General features: G+C 74.0%; 18 protein-coding genes. 16 read left to right on the top strand and 2 right to left on the bottom strand.

From position 1 onward, the window contains the following. The first annotated feature begins 13 nt into the window (after positions 1-13). The 13 genes from ACQRUO_RS02195 to ACQRUO_RS02135 all read left to right on the top strand — a co-directional run bounded on the left by ACQRUO_RS02195 (position 14) and on the right by ACQRUO_RS02135 (position 14,641). A complete protein-coding gene (locus ACQRUO_RS02195; protein ID WP_428313935.1) occupies positions 14-325 on the top strand; it encodes an STAS domain-containing protein in 312 nt (103 codons plus the stop codon). Between the two features lie 19 nt (positions 326-344). Then, positions 345-773 (top strand): ATP-binding protein, encoded by a 429-nt coding sequence (locus ACQRUO_RS02190; protein WP_428313934.1) that lies wholly within the window; start codon positions 345-347, stop codon positions 771-773. Positions 774-780: 7 nt separating this feature from the next. Beyond that, the gene (locus ACQRUO_RS02185; protein ID WP_428313933.1) at positions 781-1,995 is read left to right on the top strand and encodes a PP2C family protein-serine/threonine phosphatase; all 1,215 of its coding nucleotides are present in this window, start codon (positions 781-783) and stop codon (positions 1,993-1,995) included. 32 nt (positions 1,996-2,027) lie between these two features. Next, a complete protein-coding gene (locus tag ACQRUO_RS02180; RefSeq protein WP_428313932.1) occupies positions 2,028-2,783 on the top strand; it encodes a MinD/ParA family ATP-binding protein in 756 nt (251 codons plus the stop codon). An 8-nt stretch (positions 2,784-2,791) separates the two neighbouring features. Next, positions 2,792-4,117: a sugar phosphate nucleotidyltransferase gene (locus ACQRUO_RS02175; RefSeq protein WP_428313931.1), complete on the top strand. Its 1,326-nt coding sequence runs from the start codon at positions 2,792-2,794 to the stop codon at positions 4,115-4,117. 17 nt (positions 4,118-4,134) lie between these two features. Continuing rightward, the gene (glgA, locus tag ACQRUO_RS02170; protein WP_428313993.1) at positions 4,135-5,352 is read left to right on the top strand and encodes a glycogen synthase; all 1,218 of its coding nucleotides are present in this window, start codon (positions 4,135-4,137) and stop codon (positions 5,350-5,352) included. A gap of 11 nt (positions 5,353-5,363) precedes the next feature. Next, a complete protein-coding gene (locus ACQRUO_RS02165) occupies positions 5,364-7,325 on the top strand; it encodes an alpha-1,4-glucan--maltose-1-phosphate maltosyltransferase (RefSeq protein ID WP_428313992.1) in 1,962 nt (653 codons plus the stop codon). Beyond that, a complete protein-coding gene (gene glgB / locus ACQRUO_RS02160; RefSeq protein WP_428313930.1) occupies positions 7,322-9,214 on the top strand; it encodes a 1,4-alpha-glucan branching protein GlgB in 1,893 nt (630 codons plus the stop codon). Before ACQRUO_RS02165 ends, glgB begins: the two co-directional genes overlap by 4 nt. Further along, complete coding sequence (locus tag ACQRUO_RS02155; protein ID WP_428313929.1) at positions 9,211-10,773, top strand: Na+/H+ antiporter; 1,563 nt, start codon at positions 9,211-9,213, stop codon at positions 10,771-10,773. Before glgB ends, ACQRUO_RS02155 begins: the two co-directional genes overlap by 4 nt. A 374-nt stretch (positions 10,774-11,147) precedes the next feature. Next, positions 11,148-12,347 (top strand): IS701 family transposase, encoded by a 1,200-nt coding sequence (locus ACQRUO_RS02150; protein ID WP_428313991.1) that lies wholly within the window; start codon positions 11,148-11,150, stop codon positions 12,345-12,347. A gap of 38 nt (positions 12,348-12,385) precedes the next feature. After that, entirely contained in the window at positions 12,386-13,876 is a 1,491-nt protein-coding gene (locus ACQRUO_RS02145) for a sensor histidine kinase (RefSeq protein WP_428313928.1), read from the top strand. After that, the gene (locus tag ACQRUO_RS02140) at positions 13,873-14,232 is read left to right on the top strand and encodes a nuclear transport factor 2 family protein (RefSeq protein ID WP_428313927.1); all 360 of its coding nucleotides are present in this window, start codon (positions 13,873-13,875) and stop codon (positions 14,230-14,232) included. Before ACQRUO_RS02145 ends, ACQRUO_RS02140 begins: the two co-directional genes overlap by 4 nt. Next, positions 14,225-14,641: an ester cyclase gene (locus ACQRUO_RS02135; RefSeq protein WP_428313926.1), complete on the top strand. Its 417-nt coding sequence runs from the start codon at positions 14,225-14,227 to the stop codon at positions 14,639-14,641. The genes ACQRUO_RS02140 and ACQRUO_RS02135 overlap by 8 nt, the downstream gene beginning before the upstream one ends. Positions 14,642-14,698: 57 nt before the next feature. Here the strand turns inward: ACQRUO_RS02135 and ACQRUO_RS02130 are convergent, their stop codons facing one another. After that, positions 14,699-15,238 carry a universal stress protein gene (locus ACQRUO_RS02130; RefSeq protein ID WP_428313925.1) on the bottom strand — a complete coding sequence of 180 codons (540 nt, stop codon included), beginning with the start codon at positions 15,236-15,238 and terminating at the stop codon, positions 14,699-14,701. Between the two features lie 333 nt (positions 15,239-15,571). Here ACQRUO_RS02130 and ACQRUO_RS02125 point away from each other — a divergent pair, with 333 nt between their 5' ends. From ACQRUO_RS02125 to ACQRUO_RS02115, 3 genes are all read left to right on the top strand, one after another. Beyond that, on the top strand, positions 15,572-17,308 hold the full coding sequence (locus ACQRUO_RS02125) for an ABC transporter permease (protein WP_428313924.1): 1,737 nt from the start codon (positions 15,572-15,574) through the stop codon (positions 17,306-17,308). Positions 17,309-17,326: 18 nt separating this feature from the next. Next, a complete protein-coding gene (locus tag ACQRUO_RS02120) occupies positions 17,327-18,730 on the top strand; it encodes a nitrate/sulfonate/bicarbonate ABC transporter ATP-binding protein (RefSeq protein ID WP_428313923.1) in 1,404 nt (467 codons plus the stop codon). 122 nt (positions 18,731-18,852) lie between these two features. Next, positions 18,853-19,212: a UBP-type zinc finger domain-containing protein gene (locus ACQRUO_RS02115; protein WP_428313922.1), complete on the top strand. Its 360-nt coding sequence runs from the start codon at positions 18,853-18,855 to the stop codon at positions 19,210-19,212. 14 nt (positions 19,213-19,226) lie between these two features. Here the strand turns inward: ACQRUO_RS02115 and ACQRUO_RS02110 are convergent, their stop codons facing one another. Beyond that, on the bottom strand, positions 19,227-20,258 hold the full coding sequence (locus tag ACQRUO_RS02110) for a medium chain dehydrogenase/reductase family protein (protein WP_428313921.1): 1,032 nt from the start codon (positions 20,256-20,258) through the stop codon (positions 19,227-19,229). Positions 20,259-20,317 lie beyond the last annotated feature (59 nt).

Here is a 20,317-nt window from a genome sequence, read left to right as displayed (position 1 = left end):
CGGAGGACCCGCCATGCCCCTGTCCGTGTCGGTCAGCACCTCCCGCGACACCGCGACCATCGAGCTGGTCGGCGAGTTGGACGCGGCCAGTGCACCCGCCTTCCACGACACCATCGAGCAGGCCGCCGCGGCCGGCGTCAGCACCGTGCTGATCCGGGCCCACGCGCTGACCTACCTGGCCAGCGCCGGGCTGCGCTCGCTGGTCTTCGCCCGCCAGAAGATGGGCGACCAGGTCACCATCACGGTGGCCGGCGCCTGCGCCCCGGTCGCGCGGACCATCCGGCAGGCCGGGTTCGACCGCGGCCTGACCCTCACCGAGGAATGACACCGGGCGGGCCGCACAGATGAACCCGTTGCGCCTGCCTGCCGAACCGGCTTCGCTGGAGCGGATCGCGCGCTACGTCCTGGAGCACGCCGAGCGGGCCGGTCTGTCCGCGGAGGCCGGCTACCGGCTGCGGCTGGCCACCGACGAGCTGGCCACCAACGTGGTCGTGCACGGCTACCGGGGCCGGGCCGGCGAGCTGCGGCTCAGCGCCGGTACCGACGGGCGGAGCGCCTGGGTGCGGCTGGAGGACGACGCGCCCCGCTTCGACCCGAGTGCCGGGTGCCTGCCGCCGCGCACCGAACTCCCGCTCTCCGAACGGCCGATCGGCGGACTGGGGATCCACCTGGCGCTGACCGCGCTCGACGGCTTCAGCCACGACTACGCCGAAGGCCACAACACCAGCACCCTCGTGATCCGGCTCGACCGGCCGGGCACCCCCACCGAATGAGGTCCAGATGACCAGCGTCACCGCGTTGCTCCTGCACCCGGAACGGTGTCCGCCCCGCGACCTGCTGGCCGCGCTGGCCGCCGAGGACGTCGCCGTCGAGGTCCGCACCGCCGAGCAGGCCCTGGGCGGGCAGCCGCCGGCCGCGGCCGAGGTGCTGCTCGCGCCGGCGGCCATGGCGCCGCGGACGGTACGGGAGGTGGGCCGGCGCCTCGGCGGGGCCGGCCCGCAACCCATCGTGGTGGTCTACGCCGAGCACGAGTACGACGCCATCGAGCAGCACGTCCGGCTGGGGCACGACTACCTCGTCCCGCCCTTCCTGCCGCCGCTGGTCCGGGCCCGGCTGCGCAGTTGCTCCGAGCGGGCCAGGCTGGGCCAGACCATGGAGGAGATCGAGGCGCACGCCGAACTCATCAGCTACGAGCGGGAGCTGAAGATCGGCCGGCAGATCCAGGAGGGCTTCCTGCCGGAGGACCTGCCGACGCCGGACGGCTGGGACCTCGACGTCCGCTTCCGCCCGGCGCGCAAGGTGGCCGGCGACTTCTACGACGCCTTCGAGCTGGTCAACCGGCGCCGGCTGGCGCTGGTGGTGGCGGACGTCTGCGACAAGGGCGTGGGCGCCGCGCTCTTCATGGCGCTGATCCGCAGCCTGCTGCGGCACACCGCCGAGCACAGCGGCCTGCAGAGCCTGATGACCACCGCGCTCGGCTCGGCCGACAACGCCGGCCTGATCCCGGTGGTCGGCGCCACCCCGCTGATGAACGCGGTGGTCGGCACCAACGGCTACCTCACCCGCAACCACAGCGGTCAGGGCTACTTCGCCACCATGTTCTTCAGCGTCCTGGACCCGGCCACCGGCAACCTGGTGTACATCAACGGCGGGCACAACCCGCCGCTGCTGGTCCCCGGGGAAGGTGGCGAGCCCCGCCCCCTGGAGCCCACCGGACCGGCCGTCGGCGTCATCCCGGACTGTGCGTTCTCGCTCGGCTACGCGCGGGTCCGCCCCGGGGACACGCTGTTCGTCTTCACCGACGGCGTGCCCGAGGCCCGCGACGAGCAGGGCCGGTTCTTCGGCGACGAGCGGGTGCTCGACCTGCTGCGCGAGCCGGCCCCCTCCGGGCGCGCGCTGCTGGAGCGGATGGAGGCGGCGCTGCGCGAGCACAGCGGCGCGGCCGAGCAGCACGACGACATCACCATGATGGCCGTCCACCGGAAGGTCGGCTGACCGCGGCGGGGGATTCGACGGAGAGCGGACCAATGGCAGCACAGATCATCGCACTGCACTCGCACCGCGGCGGCACCGGACGGTCCACCATCGCGGCGAACCTGGCCAGGCTGATGGCGGACCAGGGCCTGCGGGTGGCCCTGGTCGACACCGACCTGCAGTCCCCGGCCGCCCACCACCTCTTCGGCCTGGGCGAGCCGAGGCCCGGCCGCACCCTGGCCGACTACCTGGTCGGCCGCTGCGAGGTGGAGGACGCGGCACTCGAGGTCCCCGCCGCCGGCGAGCTCTTCCTGGTGCCGGCCCGGGCGGAGGCCTCCGGCATCCACGAGATCATCGCCGAGGGCTACGACGTCGGCCTGCTGCACGAGGGGTTCGACCGCCTGGTCACGGCGCTGGGGCTCGACGTCCTGCTGCTGGACACCCACGCGGGGATCACCAACGAGACCGTCACCGCGGTGGCCGGCGCGCAGACCGTCCTGGTGGTGACCAGATCCTGCCGGCTCGACCTGACCGGCGCCGGCGAGACCATCGAGTTCACCCAGCAACTCGGCGGTCCGCGCCGGGCCCTGGTGGTGAACCTGGTCCCGCCCGGGGTGCCCGGCGAGCTGGCCCGGCAACGCGCCGAGGCGGCCTACGGCTCCCCGGCCGCCGCCGTCCTGCGCTACACCCCCGAGCTGGCGATGGTCGCCGGCGCCCGGTTGTTCGCCGAGTCCCACCCGGACCACCGGCTGACGGGGGAATTCCGCTCGATCATTCCCGCCCTGCTGAGCCGGGGCGGACGGAGGTGAGGGAAACGATGGAACGGCTGTCCGCGATCGCCCTGGTCGGCGGCCGGGGAGTGCGGGCCCGCCCGCTGACCCTGCTGAACACACCGGACCACCTGCGCAGCAAGGCCGCCCTGTCACTGGCCGGCCGGAGCCTGATCGAGTGGGCGGTGGAGCTGCTGCAGGGGCAGGGGATCGAGGACTTCTACGTGGTGGCCAACGGCGCCGAGAACCGCGCCCAGACCAAGGCCATCCTGGAGCACGGCGAGCGCCTCGGCGTCTCCGTCCGCTACTCCCGGACCCGGTTCGACCGCGGCAACACCGGTTCCGGGCAGGCGACGCTGCGCTGCCTGGAGCACTGGGACCTCGGCGGCCTGGCGCTGGTCTTCCCGTCCGACTCGGTCTTCGACTTCGACCTGGCCGCCATGGTCCGCGCCCACCGGGCCGCCGACGCCGTGGTGACGGTGGCGAGCGTGCTGCGCCCGGCGGCCGAGGCCGCGGGCAAGTACGGGGTGCTGCGGCGCGGGCCGGACGGCCTGGTGGAGCGGTTCCTGGAGAAGCCCGACCGGCGCACCGTCGAGACCCTGGCCGGCCCGGTGGCGGAGACCAACGCCGGGATGTACCTGGTGGACTGCGAGCGACTGCGGCTGGCCGGGCGCGAGCCGGAGCTGGTCGCGTTGGCCGGGCGCGGCCTGGACTGGGGCGGCGACCTGCTGCCCCACCTGGTCGCCCACGGCCACCGGGTGGCCTCTCACCCGATCGCCAAGTTCGGTGACCTGGGCAGCCCGCGCGACTACCTGACCACCCTGCGCGAGGTGCTGCGCGACGAGTACCCGCAGCTCAGCAGCCGGATCGAGCCGCCGCCCAGTGCCCTCGCGCGGGCCCGGATCCACCCGAGCAGTCTGCACTCCAAGGACCGGACCAGCGGCCGCACCCTGGCGGAGAAGATCGCTGACGGCACCGTGCGGATCGGCCCCGACGTGCGGATCGGGCGGGACGTGGAGATCGGCCCGGGGGTCACCCTGATCGGCTCCGACGTCGGCGACGGCGTGGACATCGGCGAGGGCAGCCTGCTGCGCGGGGTGGCCTGCGGCGACCACGGCATCATCGGCCCCGGCGCGCGGATCTCGGACTCCTTCCTCGGCACCATGGTCGAGATCGACTCCACCCTGCTGCGTCCGGTCCGCCTGGCGGAGTTCTGCGCCCTCGGGGACGGCGTGCGGGTCCGCGCGGGGACCCGGCTGCGCGGGGTGAACGTCTTCCCCCGCCTGGAGGTCGGCAGCGGGGTGCAGGCCCCGCCCGGCACCAGCCTCGCCGGCCTGCAGGACCTGCTGCACTGGGCGGGGGAGCCGCGGTGAGCGGGCCCGGGACCGGCCTGCGGGTCGACCTGCTCACCCGGGAGTACCCGCCGCACGTCTACGGCGGCGCCGGCGTGCACGTGGCGGAACTGGCGCGCGAGCTGCGGCGGCTGCTGGACCTGCGGGTGCACTGCTTCGGCGAGCCCCGCCCCGGGCCCGCCGTCACCGCGCACCCGGTGCCGGCCGGACTGGACGGGGCCAACCCCGCGCTCCAGGCGGTCGGCACCGCCGCCGCGATGGCGGCCGGCTGCGCCGGGGCCGACGTGGTGCACAGCCACACCTGGTACGCCAACATCGCCGGCCACCTGGCCAAGCTGCTGCACGGCACCCCGCACGTGGTCACCGCGCACAGCCTGGAGCCGCTGCGGCCCTGGAAGGCCGAGCAGCTCGGCGGCGGCTACGCGCTCTCCTCGTTCTGCGAGCGCACCGCCCTGGCGGCCGCCGACCGGGTGATCGCAGTGTCCGGCGCGATGCGGGCGGACCTGTTGCGCTGCTACCCCGAGCTCGACCCCGGCCGGGTCGAGGTGATCCACAACGGCATCGACACCGCCGAGTTCCGCCCGGTGGCCGAGCGCGACGCACTTGCCCCGCTCGGGGTCCGCGTCGACCGGCCCACCGTCGCCTGCGTCGCGCGGCTGACCCGGCAGAAGGGGCTGCGCCACCTGCTCCGGGCCGCGCCGCAGCTGGCCGCCGGGACCCAGCTGGTGATGTGCGTCAGCGCACCCGACACGCCGGAGATCGCCGCGGAGTTCGAGGCGCTCGCGCGGGAGGCGGCCGGCACCGGCGCCGACCTGGTCCACGTGAGCGAGCCGCTGGACCGCCGGGCGTTGCGCCAACTGCTCTCGCTGGCCCGGGTGTTCGTCTGCCCGTCGGTCTACGAGCCGATGGGGATCGTCAACCTGGAGGCGATGGCCTGCGAGACGCCGGTGGTCGCCACGGCCGTCGGGGGCATCCCGGAGGTGGTCGCGGACGGGGAGACCGGCCTGCTGGTCCCGGTCGGGGCCCGGCCGGGCGGTGACGGCGAGCCGGCCGACCCGGAGGCCTTCGCCAAGGACCTCGCCGCACACGTCAACGAGCTGCTCGCCGATCCGCGGCGGGCCCACCGGATGGGCCGGGCCGGGCGGCGCCGGGCGGTCGAGCGCTTCTCCTGGGCGGCGGCCGCGGCGCGGACCGACCGGGTCTACCGGGCACTGGCCGGATCGGCCGACACGAGCGAAGGGAGTCGGGTCCGTTGACCACCGAGACGATGGGGCGCATCCCGATCACCGACGTCCGGCCGGCGGTGGCAGGCGGTCAGCGGGCGGCCCGGCTGGTGCCCGGCGAACCGCTGGAGGTCTCCGCGACGGTCTTCCGGGAGGGCCACGAGGAGGTCGGCGCCCAGCTGGTGCTGACCGATCCGGACGGCAAGGAGCTGTCCGCCGTGCCGATGGTCCAACGGGTCCGGGGAACCGACCGGTTCGCCGCCGAGATCACGGTGGACCGGGTGGGTGACTGGAGCTACCGGGTGGAGGCCTGGGGCGACCCGTTCGCCACCTGGCGGCGGGCGGCGCTGGTCAAGGTCCCGGCCGGGCTCGAGGTGGACCTGACCCTGGAGGAGGGCGCCCGGTTGCTGGACCGCGCGGGCCTGGCAGCCGCCGACCTGGTGCGTGACACCACCCGTCCGGCCGACCGCCGCCTGGCCGCGGCGCTCGATGCGAGCGTGAGCGCTGCGCTCGTGGCCCACCCGTTGCGCGAACACCTCACCGTCACACCGGAGTTCCCCCTGCGGGTGGACCGGGAGCGGGCGCTCTACGGTGCCTGGTACGAGTTCTTCCCGCGCTCCGAGGGCGCCGTGCTCGACCCCGCCGGGCGGCGGCCGCCGCGCTCCGGCACCTTCCGCACCGCCGAGCGCCGGCTCCCGGCCGTCGCCGCGATGGGTTTCCAGGTGGTCTACCTGCCGCCGATCCACCCGATCGGCACCAGCCACCGCAAGGGCCCGGGCAACAGCCTCACCGCCGGGCCGCACGATCCGGGCTCGCCCTGGGCCGTCGGGTCGGCCGCGGGCGGCCACGACGCCGTGCACCCGGAGCTGGGCACCCCCGCCGACTTCCGCCACTTCGTCGAGGTGGCCCGCGGCCTCGGCCTGGAGGTCGCACTGGACTTCGCCCTCCAGTGCTCCCCGGACCACCCGTGGGTGCGCGAGCACCCCGAGTGGTTCCGGCAGCGGGCGGACGGCAGCATCGCCCACGCCGAGAACCCGCCCAAGCAGTACCAGGACATCCACCCGGTCGACTTCGACACCGACCCCGAGGGCCTGCACCGCGAGTGCGCGCGGGTACTGCGGTACTGGATCGGCCAGGGCGTGCGGATCTTCCGGGTGGACAACCCGCACACGAAGCCGGTCCCGTTCTGGGAGCGGCTGCTCGCCGACATCCGCGCCACCGACCCGGACGTCCTCTTCCTCGCCGAGGCCTTCACCCGGCCGGCCGTGCTGCACGCGCTGGCCCGGATCGGCTTCCAGCAGTCCTACACCTACTTCACCTGGCGCAACACCAAGCGCGAGCTGACGGACTACCTGGGCCAACTGGCCGGGCTCGACGGCAGTGCGACCGCCGACTACCTGCGGCCCAACCTCTTCGTCAACACCCCTGACATCCTCACGTCCTACCTGCAGGACGGCGGCCGGGCAGCCTTCCAGGTCCGGGCGGTGCTGGCCGCGACCGCCTCGCCGAGCTGGGGCGTGTACGCGGGCTTCGAACTCTGCGAGGCGACGCCGGCGGCGCCGGGGAGCGAGGAGTACGCCGACTCCGAGAAGTACGCCTACCGGCCGCGGGACTGGGCCGCGGCCGAGTCGCAGGGCCGCTCGCTGGCCCCGTTCCTCACCTCGCTCAACCGGCTGCGCGCGGCGCACCCGGCGCTGCACCAGCTGCGCAACCTGCGTTTCCACCCCTGCGACAACGAGCAGCTGCTCTGCTACTCCAAGCGCTCGGCGGCCGCCGCCGACGTCGTGCTGGTGGTGGTGAACCTGGACCCGCACCGGGTGCAAGAGGGTACGGTCACCCTGGACGCGGCCGCCCTCGGCCTCGGCGAGGACGAGGGCTTCGAGGTCCGTGACGAACTGGGCGGTGCCCGCTACCGCTGGGGCCGCGCGAACTACGTCCGGCTCGATCCGCGGCGGCAGGTCGCGCACCTGTTCACCGTCCGTCCGCTGACCAGGACTTCGCGGTGACGGCGATCCTCGGCGAGCTCGACCTGCACCTGATCGGCGAGGGTCGCCACGAGCGGCTCTGGCAGGTGCTGGGCGCCCATCCGGGGCCCGGCGCCACCGGCTTCGCCGTGTGGGCTCCGGGTGCCGGGGCCGTGCGGGTGGTGGGCGACTTCAACGGCTGGGACGGCAGCGCCCACGCCCTGTCGCGGCGCGGCTCCTCCGGCGTCTGGGAGTTGACGGTCGAGGAGGCCCACACCGGCGATCTCTACAAGTACGAGATCCTCGGCGCGGACGGCCGGTGGCGGCAGAAGGCCGACCCGTTCGCGTTCGCCGCCGAGTGCCCACCAGGGACGGCCTCCCGGATCCACCGTTCGCACCACCGGTGGCAGGACGCGGCCTGGTCGGCGGCGCGCGCCGCCGGTCCGGCCGCGCAGGAGCGCCCGCTGAGCGTCTACGAGGTCCACCTCGGCTCCTGGCGGCCCGGGCTGTCCTACCGCGCGCTGGCCGACCAACTGCCCGCCTACGTGGCCGAGCTGGGCTTCACCCACGTCGAGCTGCTGCCGGTGGCCGAGCACCCGTTCGGCGGCTCCTGGGGCTACCAGGTCTCCTCCTACTTCGCGCCCTCCGCCCGGCTCGGTGACCCGGACGACCTCAGGTACCTGATCGACCGGCTGCACGGGCACGGCATCGGCGTGATCCTCGACTGGGTGCCCGCCCACTTCCCCAAGGACGCCTTCGCGCTGGCCCGGTTCGACGGCGGCCCGCTCTACGAGCACCCGGACCCGCGCCGGGCCGAGCAACCCGACTGGGGCACCCTGGTCTTCGACCACGGCCGTCCCGAGGTGCGGAACTTCCTGGTGGCCAACGCGCTCTACTGGTGCGAGGAGTTCCACGTCGACGGCCTGCGGGTGGACGCGGTGGCCGCCATGCTCTACCTGGACTACTCGCGGGGGTCGGGCCAGTGGCTGCCCAACGACCACGGCGGCCGGGAGAACCTGGCGGCGGTCGCCTTCCTGCGCGAGCTCAACACGGTGCTGCACCGGCGCTGCCCGGGCGTGCTCACCGTCGCGGAGGAGTCCACCGCCTGGGACGGCGTCACCAGGCCGGTCGAGCACGGCGGCCTCGGCTTCGACTTCAAGTGGAACCTGGGCTGGATGCACGACACCCTGGACTACCTGGGCCAGGACCCGGTGCACCGGCGCCACCACCACACCGGGATGACCTTCCCGATGGCCTACGCCGCCTCGGAGCACTACGTCCTGCCGATCAGCCATGACGAGGTGGTCCACCTCAAGGGCTCGCTGCTCGGCCGGATCCCCGGCGAGCGCCGCCGGCGGTTCGCCGACCTGCGCGCCTACCTCGCCTTCCAGTGGGCCCACCCCGGCAAGCAACTGCTGTTCATGGGACAGGAGTTCGCGCAGCCGTCGGAGTGGTGCCACGAGGCCGGACCGGACTGGGCGGTGCTGGAGCGGGCCGAGCACCGAGGCGTGCACGAGCTGGTCCGCGACCTCAACCGGATCTACCGCGCCACCCCGGCACTCTGGCAGCAGGACCGGGCGCCCGACGGCTTCCGCTGGATCGACGCCGACGCGGCCGAGCAGAACCTGCTCTCCTTCATCCGCTACGACTCCGCAGGGCGGCCCTTGGTCTGCGTGTACAACTTCTCCGGGCAGGCCCGCCCCGGCTTCCGGCTCGCCCTGCCCGCGGTCGGCCGGTGGCGCGAGGTGCTCAACACGGACGCCCACGGCTACGGCGGTGGTGGCGCCGGCAACCTCGGCGGCATCCGGGCCGAACCGCGCCCCTGGCAGGGCCACCCGGCGAGCGCCGCCCTGCTGCTGCCCGCGCACAGCGCCCTCTGGCTGGCCCCGGACGACCGTGCCGAGGTGCCCGCCGCCGGGGTGCGGCCGTGACCGCGGTGCTGCTGCTGGTCTGCGGGGCGACACTGGTCTCGGTGCTGGCCCGGCGGGTCGGCCGGTCGGCACCACTGGTGCTGGTCACGGCCGGGCTGGCGGCCTCCTTCCTGCCGGGGTTGCCCGACTACCACCTGGATCCGGACCTGGCCCTGCTGGTCTTCACCCCGCCGTTGGTCTACGCGGACGCGCGGGAGAGCTCCTACCTGGACCTGCGGGCCAACGCCCGGCCGATCGGCCTGCTCTCGGTCGGCCTGGTGCTGGCCAGTACCCTGGCGGTGGGGCTGGTCGCCCGTGCGGTGGTGCCCGGGCTGCCCTGGACGGCGGCCTTCGTGCTCGGCGCGATCCTAGCCCCCACCGACGCGGGGGCCGAGGTGGCGGTCGCCCGGCGGCTGCGGCTGCCCCGGCGGATCGTCACCATCCTGGTGGCGGAGAGCATCGTCAACGACGCCACCGGGATGACGGTCTTCCGGTTCACCGTCGCGCTGGCCGCCGGGAGGGCCACCTCGCTGCTCCAGGGGGTCGGCGAGTTCCTCTACCAGGCCGGCGGCGGCGTGCTGGTCGGGCTGCTGCTGGCCAGGCCGGCCGGGCTGTTGCTGCGCCGGCTGGACGACGCGGTGGCGGAGAACGCGGTGTCCCTGGTGGTGCCGTTCGCCGCCTTCGCGCTGGCCGAGTCGCTGCGGGCCTCCGGCGTGCTGGCGGTGCTGGTGGCCGGGCTCCACCTCGGTCACCGCGCCACCGGGTCCTCGCACCGGGCCCGGCTGCAGGAGGCGGCCACCTGGACGTTGGTCACCGGGGTGCTGGAGGCCGTCGGCTTCGCCCTGATCGGTCTGCAACTGCGCCCGGTGCTGCGCGAGCTGCACGCCGGCTCGGATCCGGTGCTGCTCTGGTACGCGGGCGCCGTGCTGGCCGCCCTGCTGCTGGTGCGGATCGCCTGGGTCTTCCCGGCCACCTACCTGCCGCGCCTGTTCTCGGCCCGGGTCCGGGCCCGGGACCCGGCGCCGCCCTGGCAGTACCCCGCGGCGATCAGCTGGGCAGGCACCAGGGGAGTGGTCTCGCTCGCGGCGGCCTTCGCCGTCCCCCTCGACCTGCCGCGCTGGGACCTGGTGCGCTTCCTCGCCTTCACGGCCGTGCTCGGCACCCTGCTGCTCCAGGCGCCGAGTTTCCCGGTCCTGGTCCGCCGCCTCGGCCTGCGCGAGCACCGCGAGGAGCACCAGGAGGCGCTGGCCGAGGCGGTGGCGCAGGAGACGGCCGCCGACGCGGCCTGGTCGCGGTTGCAGGAGCTGATCGGCAGCGGCCGGGAGGACCCGCCCGAGCCGGTGCTGGAACGGCTGCGCGACCTGGCCGAGCACCGGCGGTTCAGCGCGTGGGAGCGGGTGGCGGCGGACGGGCAGCCGGAGCCGCCCACCGCGGCCTACCGGCGGCTGCGGCGGGAGATGCTCGCCACCGAGCGCGGCGTGTTCGTCCGGCTGCGCCGGCAGGGCCGGATCAACGACGAGGTGCTGCGCCGGGTGATGCACGAACTCGACCACGAGGAGGCGGCGTTGGCCCGGGAGTGAGGGCGCGCCGGACCTCCTCAGAGGTATGGACCGGACGGGTCGCCGGTTATCCCCTAACACCGCCGTGGCTGGGCCGTCAAATTTCGTCCGGCGGTTTGTTAGGTATTTCTGTGGCCGCCGTTCTGTTGGAATACACACCGTCGGCAGGGTTGGTCGAGTTGCCCGCCACCCCCTTAGGGGGGCGTTAAGACGGCCGTCGCGCCCCTGCCGCGAGCTGGTCGATCCGGTTTAATGGAGGCCGAACAAGGGCCACGGAGGGAGGGTTTGCGGGAAGGCCGCCGGACGAGGTTCGTGGATTCATCGGACGCCACGGTCCGGGGAAATGCTTTCCGATTGCATTCGTATCCGAATGATGGTGGCAGGGAGGGATGTATGTGGACGCGATATTCGGAAATTGCGCTCCGCAGAGCGTGTCCCAGGACCACGTGGACGATCTTTGCGGCCTCTTGCTGGCCTCGGTCCCCCGGAGCGACCAGCGCCGCTGGGGCGAGCTGTACGTGCGAGGGCTGCTCCGAACGCAGGGGCGCAAGACGATCCAGGGGATTGCCGCCGCCGAGGGCAGTGCGGCCATGCAGAGCCTGCAACAGTTCATCAGCACCTCTCCCTGGCAGTGGAAGCCGGTGCGCCAGTCGCTGGCGCGCCACCTCGACCGGGAGATCCGGCCGGCGGCCTGGGTCGTCGAACCGCTGACCGTGCTCAAGGCCGGCCGGCACTCGGTGGGAGTGGAGCGCCAGTTCGTCCCGGGCCTCGGCCGGATGGCCAACTGCCAGCAGAGCACCAGCGTCTGGCTGGCCGCCGAGCGGGCCAGCTGCCCGGTGGACTGGCAACTCGCGCTGCCCGTCGGCTGGGTGGCCGACCGGGAACAGCGCCGGCGGGCGGCCATCCCCGAGCACGCCAGGGCACTGACCCCGGTCCAGTGCTCGGTGGAGGCGGTCCTCACCATGGCGGAGGACTGGGGGCTGCCGGCCAGACCCGTGGTCATGGCGGTGCCCGGGCCGGACGTCTTCGAGGTCACCGCGGCCTTCACCGCCCGGCGGATCCCCTTCGTGCTGCGCATCGACGGCACCCTCCCGGTGGTCGAGTCCGCCGGCGGCACCCGGGTGCTCCCGGCGAGCCGGCTGATCGGGGCGCTGCGCGAGCGCGCCGGCGTGGTGGACTGGCGGGACCTCGGCGGGCTGGTGCAGCGCAGCGCCCGGGTGGTCGGGGTGCGGGTCGGGCTCCCGGCGCCGGCCGACCGAGCGGGTGGCTGGACCGGGCTGCGCCCGTACCTGCTGGTGGGTGCCTGGAGCGACCCGCTGAGCGCCCGGCCGACCGAGTTCTGGCTGTCCAACCTCGGCCACCTGCCGACCGCCACGGTGCTGCGGACCGCGAAGCTGGCGCGGCGGGTCTCCCGGGACCTGTTCGAGGTCGGTGACCGGGTCGGCGCCCGCGACTTCGCCGGGCGGACCTTCCGGGGCTGGCACCACCACGCCACCCTGGTCTCGATCGCGCACGCCGTCTGCGTGCTCGCCCGGCAGGGCCGGCCCGGGTACCCGCCGCTCCCGGTTCACCGCACCCTGGTCGGGGCGCGGTGAACCCGCGGGCAGCGGAGCGCGTCGGGTCCGGAGGCCCGGTGCCGTCGGCGGGCGGGCCCGAGCGGCTGCGCGACGTGGAAATCTTCGCCGACCTGACCGGTGGTCAGCTGGCCTGGCTCTGGTCCGTGACCGAACGACGGACGCTGACCGACGGCGAGGTGCTGTTCCGGGACGGCGAACCGGCCGGCCACTTCTACGTACTGCTGGAGGGCGAACTCCTCGTCACCAAGCGGATCGACGGCCGCGAGGAACTGCTCACCCGGCACAGCACCCGCCCGCTGGCGGCCGACGACCACGACGCCAAGCCGCCGGCGGCGCACCGGTTCACCGGCGAGCTGCCGCTGCTCACCGGCGGCGGCTACCTGGCGACCGCCACCGCGGTCGGCCCGACCGTGGTGCTCGGCTGCGCCAGAGGGGTCTTCCTGGACCTGCTGGCGCGCTGCCCGAGCGTGGCGCGGGTGCTGCTGCCGGTCCTCGCCTGGCGGATCACCTCCTCCCAGGCGCAGGCCAGCGGCCGGGCGAGCGTGCAGGCGCTCGGCACGCTGGCGGCCGGTCTGGCCCACGAGCTCAACAACCCGGCCGCAGCCGTCGTCCGGGCCGCCCAGGACCTCGCTCCGGCGCTCGACCGGCTGACCGGCACGGCGTCGACCTGGGGCGCCGTGGCGGACCCGCGACAACGGCAGGTGCTGGACGCGGTGCTCGACCGGATCACCCGCACGCCTCCGGCGGCCGGGACCGACCCGCTCGCGCTGGCGGAGGCCGAGGACGACCTGACGGACTGGGCCGCACGGTGCGGCGCGAGCCGCCCTGCGGCGCTCGCCACGGCCCTGGCCGAACGCGGCCTGGACCGCTGCTGGCTCGCCGGGCGGCTCGGTGAACTGGGGCCATCAGTCGGATGCGAGGTGGTCGCGCCCGGGCTGGACCACCTCGCCGCACTGGTGGAGGCCCGCGCACTCACCGCACAGCTCCAGGAGGCCGGTCCACGGATCTCCGCCCTGGTGGCCGCCACCCGGGACTACGCCAACCTCGACCGCGCCCCGGAACAGGAGTTCCCCGTGGTCGACGGGCTGGAGGCCACCCTGGCCATGCTGCGCCCGAGACTGACGGGAGTACGGACCGTGCGCGACTACGCGCCGGACCTCCCGCCGGTGACCGGCCACCCGACGGAACTCAACCAGGTGTGGACCAACCTCATCGACAACGCGCTCGACGCCATGGCCGGCACCGGGACCCTCACCCTGCGCACCCGGCTCGAAGGCAGCTGCCTGGCGGTCTCGGTCGGCGACACCGGCCCGGGGATCGCCGCCACGGCCCTGCCGAGGATCTTCGAACCCTTCTACACCACCAAGGACGTCGGCAAGGGCACCGGTCTCGGGCTGCACCTGTCCTACCGCATCGTCACCCAGCTGCACCGCGGATCGATCCACGCCCGCTCCGCGCCGGGGGCCACCTGGCTGGTGGTCCGGCTCCCGGTCGCCGGCAGCCGGGCCCGGTGCCCGATCACCGAGCAAGGAGGCCCCACCCCGTGACCGCCCCCGGCACCACAACCCCCGGTCCCTCGACCGTGCACACCGTCCTCACCCGGCAGCTGGACGCACTCGGCCGCGGCGACCTGGACGCGCTGCTGGCGAACTACGCGGCGGACGCGGAACTGCTCAGGTCGGACGGCGTCTTCCGCGGACCCGAGCGGATCCGGGCCGCATTCGCCCGGTACCTCGCGCTGCGCCCGCGGCTGGTCGAGCTGAGCGAGTGCACCGAGTCCTGCGACACCCTGCTCTACCGCGCAGTGCTGGAACTGGGCGGAACCCGAAAGGAGGCCATCGGCACGATGGTCATCAGGAACGGAAAGATCTGGCGGCAGACGGCGGGAGTCTTCGATGGCTGAGCGCACCCCCCTCGAAACCTACCGGGCCTGGAACGACTGCCTGCTGGCGGGCGACCTGGCCGGCGCGACCCGGCTGATCGACGCCGCGCACTGGCGGGAGAAGTGCCTGGGCCTGACCGACTGGCTCACCGACTTCGGGACGGCGCTCGGCCACTACGAGAAGAACATGGTCAAGCCCTGGCAGGACCTGGAGATGCACGAGGAGGAGGTGGTCGAGGGCAGGGAGGCCGTCACCATCCGGTTCCGGGTCGAGGCCACCCACGTCGGACGGTTCCTCGACTGGCCCGCCACCGGTCGGCGGATCTCCTTCCAGGCCATCCGCATCGTCCACGTGCGCGACCAACTGGTGACCGGCCAGTGGGCGCAGCTGGACCTCTGGGGCATCGAGCAACAGCTGACCGCGAGGTGAGCGGGGGTGCGGCGCACCGGACCGGCAGGTTCCGTGCGCCGCACCCCGGCAGGCGTCTCAGCGGCCGGGCACCGGCTCGGTGGGCAGGTGCCACCGCACGCGCCGCCGGAAGGACTCCAGCTCGCGCTGGAGCGGCGGCCGCGGCACCACCAGGACCGCACCCCGCGCGCGCTTCACGCAGTGCCCGGCCACCGACGGCCAGAGCCCGCGCCGCAGCAGTCCGCCGCCCGCGCCCACCACCAGCAGGTCCTGTTCGCGGTCGGCGGCGGCGACCAGCGCCGCGCCCGGTGCCCCGCGCACCAGCTCGCCGACCAGTGCGACGTCTCCCGCGCCGGCGCTCCCGCCCCAGGCCAACGCCTCGTCAAGGGTCTCGGCAGCGGCGGCGTACGCGGCTTCCAGGAGCGGCGAGGCGGGGTAGCGCCGGTAGCCGCGTTCGCCGCCGGGCGCCTCCCAGGCGTGCACCACGAGCAGCTGCGCCGCGCGGTACCGGGCCTCCAGCACGGCCCGGTGCAGGGCGGCCAGACTGCCCAGCGAGCCACTCACCCCGACGACGACGCGATGTTGCGGAGCCGACCCACCGGGGTCACTGTCGACCATCTCAGCCTTTCGCCAAGGACACGCGGAGCACGCGTGTGCCGCCCAACGCAATCACGCGCCCGCCGGACCCGCGGGCGTCTTGACGCGGTCCTGATCCGCCGGGCACGAATCCGAACGGCACCCTGACGCCCGAAGGCCCGGGTGCCCGGTCCGGCGTACGGATACCGTCAGGGATCCGGCCCGAAACCCTCCTCGGGCGGCATCGCGAGGCACGGCCGCCCTTAGGGTTTGCGAGGCGCCGGCTGCCCCAAGATCGACTGTGCCGTCGGCGGAGATCAACCATGCCGTCACCGCACGCCGGGCGCCGGCACGGCCTGTCGGTGGAGGGGTGCAGTGGCAGCAGTGGAGCGGGCGCCGGCCCGGGGAGTGCTGCGCCGGCCGGGGCTGAGCCCGGTCGACGCGGTGGTGGCGCTGGCGTTGGTGGCCGTGCTCTACGGGCTCGCCCGGTTGGCGCCCTCGCTCGGGGTGCCGTTCCTGCCGGGCAGCGCCCGCGCCCAGGTCTCGACCGACCCGGCCGAACTGCCCTTCTACGCCGCGCGCTCGCTGCTGCGGATGTTCGCGGCGCTGGTCGCCTCGGTGCTCTTCACCTTCCTGTACGCCAGCGCGGCGGCCCGGCTGCGGCGGGCGGAGAAGGTGCTGCTGCCGGTCCTGGACATCCTCCAGTCGGTCCCGGTGCTGGCCTTCCTCTCCATCACCGTCACCGCCTTCATCGCCCTGTTCCCCGGCTCCGAACTGGGGCTGGAGTGCGCGTCCGTGTTCGCCGTCTTCACCGCGATGGCGTGGAACATGACCTTCGCGTTCTACTACTCCCTGGTCAGCCAGCCCCGGGAACTGGACGAGGCGGCCCGCATCATGCGGCTGACCAAGTGGCAGCGGTTCTGGAAGCTCGACGTGCCCAGCGGCATGATCCCGCTGGTCTGGAACGGCATGATGAGCTTCGGCGGCGCCTGGTTCTTCCTCGCGGCCTCGGAGAGCATCAGCGTGCTGGACCGGCAGTACGCCCTGCCCGGCATCGGCTCCTACGCGGCGGCCGCGGCCGCCAAGGGCGACCTCGGCGAGATCGGCATCGCCATCGCGGTGATGGTGGTCATGGTGGTCGGCGTCAACTTCTTCTTCTGGCGCCCGATGACGGCCTGGGCGGAACGCTTCCGGGTCGAGGAGTCGCAGGCCGGCGAGAAGCCGCGCAGCCTGGTCCTCGACCTGCTGCGCCGCTCCGTGCTGCCCGACCTGCTCGGCCGCGCGCTGCGCCCGGTCGGCACGCTGCTGGCCCGCCTCACCCGCCCGTTCGGCCTGGCCGAACACCCGCTGACCCGGCCGCTCGGCCGCACCCGGGCCGGGGACGTGCTCTTCTGGACGGCCGTCGGCGCCGGCGTGCTCTACGGCTGCCGCGAGGCCTACGACTACATATCCGCGACCGTCGGGCTCGGCGAGTTCGGCCACGCGGCCGCGCTCGGCGCCGCCACCTTCGGCCGGGTCCTGGTGCTGATCGTCGTCGCCACGGTGGTCTGGGTGCCGATCGGGGTGTGGATCGGGATGAACCCGCGGGTCACCCGCTACGCCCAGCCCGTGGTGCAGGTGCTGGCCAGTTTCCCCGCCAACTTCCTCTTCCCGTTCGCCATCGCGGGCTTCGTCGCGCTCGGCATCTCGCTGGACTTCGGCTCGGTGCTGCTGATGGCGCTGGGTGCGCAGTGGTACATCCTGTTCAACGTGATCGCCGGCGCCTCCGCGATCCCCGGTGACCTGCGCGAGGCGATGACCGACCTCGGCGTCCGGGGCTGGTTGCGCTGGCGCACCCTCATCCTGCCGGCGGTCTTCCCCTACTACGTGACCGGCGGTATCACCGCGGCCGGCGGCGCCTGGAACGCCTCCATCGTCGGCGAGGTCGTCGACTACGGGCACCGCCACCTGACCGGCTACGGCCTCGGCGCCTACATCGCCCAGGCCACCGGCACCGGCGACCACCCGCGGATCCTGGTCGGCGTGCTCGTCATGATCGTCTACGTGGTCGCCCTCAACCGCCTGGTCTGGCGCCGCCTCTACCGCATCGCCCAGACCCGCTACGCCCTCTGAGCCCGATCAGGACACCCCATGAGCACCCAGCCGAGCACGACCCCGAGCACGCCCGCGACCGCCCCGGCGCGCACCCCCGCGATCATCAACGCCACCGACGTCACCAAGACCTTCACCAGCCCCGAGGGCACCGCGTTGCCGGTCCTGGACTCGGTCGGCCTCACCCTGCACGAGGGCGAGATCGTCGCCCTGCTGGGCAAGTCCGGCTCCGGCAAGTCCACCCTGCTGCGCTGCCTGGCCGGCCTGATCGCACCCACCAGCGGCACCGTCAGCTACCGCGGCACGGCGCTGAACGGGGCCAACCCCGGCGTCTCGATGGTCTTCCAGTCCTTCGCGCTGCTGCCCTGGCTGACCGTGCAGCAGAACGTCGAACTCGGCCTGGAGGCCCGCGGCATCGGCGCCGAGGAGCGGCGGGAGCGGGCGCTGAAGGCGATCGACCTGATCGGCCTGGACGGTTTCGAGGGCGCCTACCCCAAGGAGCTGTCCGGCGGCATGCGCCAGCGGGTCGGCTTCGCGCGGGCCCTGGTCGTGGAGCCGGACGCGCTCTTCATGGACGAGCCGTTCTCCGCGCTGGACGTGCTCACCGCGGAGAACCTGCGCAACGAGCTGGTCGGCCTCTGGGAGGGGCACGAGGCACCGGTGAAGTCGGTGCTGATCGTCACCCACAACATCGAGGAAGCGGTGCTGCTGGCCGACCGGATCCTGGTGCTCTCCTCCAACCCCGGCCGGATCCGGGCCGAGCTCGAGGTCGACCTGGCCCGCCCGCGGGACCGGCGCACCCCGCAGTTCGAGGCGCTGGTGGACACCGTCTACGGCATCCTCACCGGCCGGGAGCAGGGACCGGGGGCCGCGGTCCCGGGCGGCCCGACGAGCGGTCGGCCGGCCGACACGGTGCCGGGCGGTCCCGCGACGCCCGCCACGCCCACCGGCACCCCGCTGCCGGTGGTCAGCCCCGGCGGGCTCTCCGGGCTGCTGGAGATCCTCGCCGCCCGCGGTGGCGAGGACGGGCTGGCCGAACTCGCCGACGAGCTCAGCTTCGAGGTGGACGACCTGCTGCCGCTGGTCGACGCCGCCGTGCTGCTGGACCTGGCCCGCACCACCGGCCCGCGGATCGCCCTCACCCCGGCCGGCCGCGAACTGGCCGAGGCCGACATCCTCACCAGCAAGCAGCTCTTCGCCCGCCACGCCCTGGCGCACGCCCCGCTGGTCCGGGCCATCGTCCAGGCCCTCACCAGCACCGCCGACCACGTCCTGCGCGAGGGCCTCTTCCTCGACCTGCTGCACCGCGCCTTCTCCGACGAGGACGCCCGCCGCCAGCTCGACACCGCCATCGACTGGGGCCGCTACGGCGAACTCTTCGAGTACGACAAGGCCGAAGGCCGCCTGCAGCTGACCCTGGACGGCGCGGGCCCGGGAGTCTGACCGGGCCCTGGGCCCCGGGATCGCGGGGAGCGCCGCGCCGCCGCGCTGGCGAGCCGCCCACCGGCCGGTCGCTGCTCGTGACAGCATGCAGGCGAACCGCAGGCCCGTGGGGAAGGACCGTGATGTCGCAGGCCATCGAAGGCATCGACCCGACCGTGCCGCCCAGCGGGCCCGGCTGCGTGGAGTGCGAGGCGGCGCGGGGCTGGTGGGTGCACCTGCGCCGCTGCGCCCAGTGCGGGCACGTCGGCTGCTGCGACAGCTCGCCGGCGCAGCACGCCTCCCGGCACTTCGCCGAGACCGGGCACCCGTTCATGCGGAGCTTCGAACCGGACGAGGACTGGTTCTGGGACTACCGCAGCAACGAGATGTTCGGCGAGGGGCCGGAACTGGCGCCGCCGCAGCACCACCCGCGGACCCAGACCACGCCCGGCCCGGCCGAGCGGGTGCCCGGCGACTGGCAGAACCACATCCACACGGACTGACACCGTCGGCCCGGTCAGGGCGTCAGCACGACCTTGCCCGTGACCGTGCCGGACTCCGCCAGGCGCAGCGCCTCGGCGGCGCTGGTGAGCGGCAGTTGGGCGGCGATCCGGGCGGTGACCTCGCCGCGGTGCAGGGCGGCGAAGACCTCGCCGAGGTCGGCCCGCAGCCGGGCGCGGAAGCGGTCGCCGCTCATCGCGCGGCCGGCCCAGATGTTGTAGAAGGAGGCCCGGCGACCGTTGGGCAGGGTGTTCCAGAGCCAGGTGCGGGCGAGGATCTTCAGCACCGGCCACTGCTTGGAGCCGGTGTCGTCACGGGTGGAGGCGCTGCCGTAGGCGACGAGCGTGCCGCGCGGGGCGAGCAGCTGCCAGGAGTCGATCACGCTCTGCCCGCCGACGTGGTCGAAGACCGCGTCCACCCCGCCGGGGGCCAGCTCCCGGACCCGGTCGGCGACCTTCCCGGCCCGGTAGTCGACGGGGGTGACGCCCAGCTCCCGCAGGGCGTCGTGGTGCCGGGCCGAGGCGGTGCCGATCACGGTCGCGCCCGCCGCCCGGGCCAGCTGGGTCAGCACCGAGCCCACGCCGCCGCTCGCGCCGTGCACCAGGACCGTCTGCCCGGCCCGCACCCGCGCCTTGCGGTGCAGCATCTGCCAGGCGGTGATCCCGTTGACGACCACGGTCTCGGCCTCGGCGGCGGTGAGCCCGTCCGGCACCTCGACCGCGTCCCGGGCGTCGACCAGCACGTGGCTGGCCCACCCGCCGACCTTCAGCAGTGCGGCCACCCGCCGACCGGCCAGCGCGGGGTCGACGCCTTCGCCGGTCGCCACGACCCGGCCCACCAGGTCGTAGCCGGGGACGAAGGGGAACGGCGGCTGGTCGTAGTACCGCCCGCGGCGCATCTGCTGCTCGGCGAACGAGACGCCGGTCGCCTCCATGGCGATCACGAGCTGTCCGCGGCCGGCGACCGGGACCGATCCGCGGCGGATCTCCAGTCCTTCCGGGGCGACGGTGCCCGGCAGCACGACCTGGACCAGCTGGTCGGTGTTCATGGTGAGCTCCTGTTCAGAGAAGTTCTCTCGTTGGTTAGAAGGTATAACCACAGTGCAGC

This window comes from Kitasatospora sp. LaBMicrA B282, assembly GCF_050325825.1.
In the GTDB taxonomy this organism is placed as follows: domain Bacteria; phylum Actinomycetota; class Actinomycetes; order Streptomycetales; family Streptomycetaceae; genus Kitasatospora.
The sequence above is the reverse complement of the archived record's forward strand: the minus strand, read 5'-3'. Positions and strand labels throughout refer to the sequence as shown.

Excerpts from the sequence above, each read along its gene's own strand:
- ACQRUO_RS02135 (WP_428313926.1), top strand. The coding sequence starts at position 14,225 with ATGGCTGAGCGCACCCCCCTCGAAACCTACCGGGCCTGGAACGACTGC.
- ACQRUO_RS02165 (WP_428313992.1), top strand. The coding sequence starts at position 5,364 with ATGGGGCGCATCCCGATCACCGACGTCCGGCCGGCGGTGGCAGGCGGT.
- ACQRUO_RS02195 (WP_428313935.1), top strand. The coding sequence starts at position 14 with ATGCCCCTGTCCGTGTCGGTCAGCACCTCCCGCGACACCGCGACCATC.
- ACQRUO_RS02115 (WP_428313922.1), top strand. The coding sequence starts at position 18,853 with ATGTCGCAGGCCATCGAAGGCATCGACCCGACCGTGCCGCCCAGCGGG.
- ACQRUO_RS02130 (WP_428313925.1), bottom strand. The coding sequence starts at position 15,238 with ATGGTCGACAGTGACCCCGGTGGGTCGGCTCCGCAACATCGCGTCGTC.
- ACQRUO_RS02185 (WP_428313933.1), top strand. The coding sequence starts at position 781 with ATGACCAGCGTCACCGCGTTGCTCCTGCACCCGGAACGGTGTCCGCCC.
- ACQRUO_RS02120 (WP_428313923.1), top strand. The coding sequence starts at position 17,327 with ATGAGCACCCAGCCGAGCACGACCCCGAGCACGCCCGCGACCGCCCCG.
- ACQRUO_RS02190 (WP_428313934.1), top strand. The coding sequence starts at position 345 with ATGAACCCGTTGCGCCTGCCTGCCGAACCGGCTTCGCTGGAGCGGATC.
- ACQRUO_RS02180 (WP_428313932.1), top strand. The coding sequence starts at position 2,028 with ATGGCAGCACAGATCATCGCACTGCACTCGCACCGCGGCGGCACCGGA.
- ACQRUO_RS02110 (WP_428313921.1), bottom strand. The coding sequence starts at position 20,258 with ATGAACACCGACCAGCTGGTCCAGGTCGTGCTGCCGGGCACCGTCGCC.
- ACQRUO_RS02175 (WP_428313931.1), top strand. The coding sequence starts at position 2,792 with ATGGAACGGCTGTCCGCGATCGCCCTGGTCGGCGGCCGGGGAGTGCGG.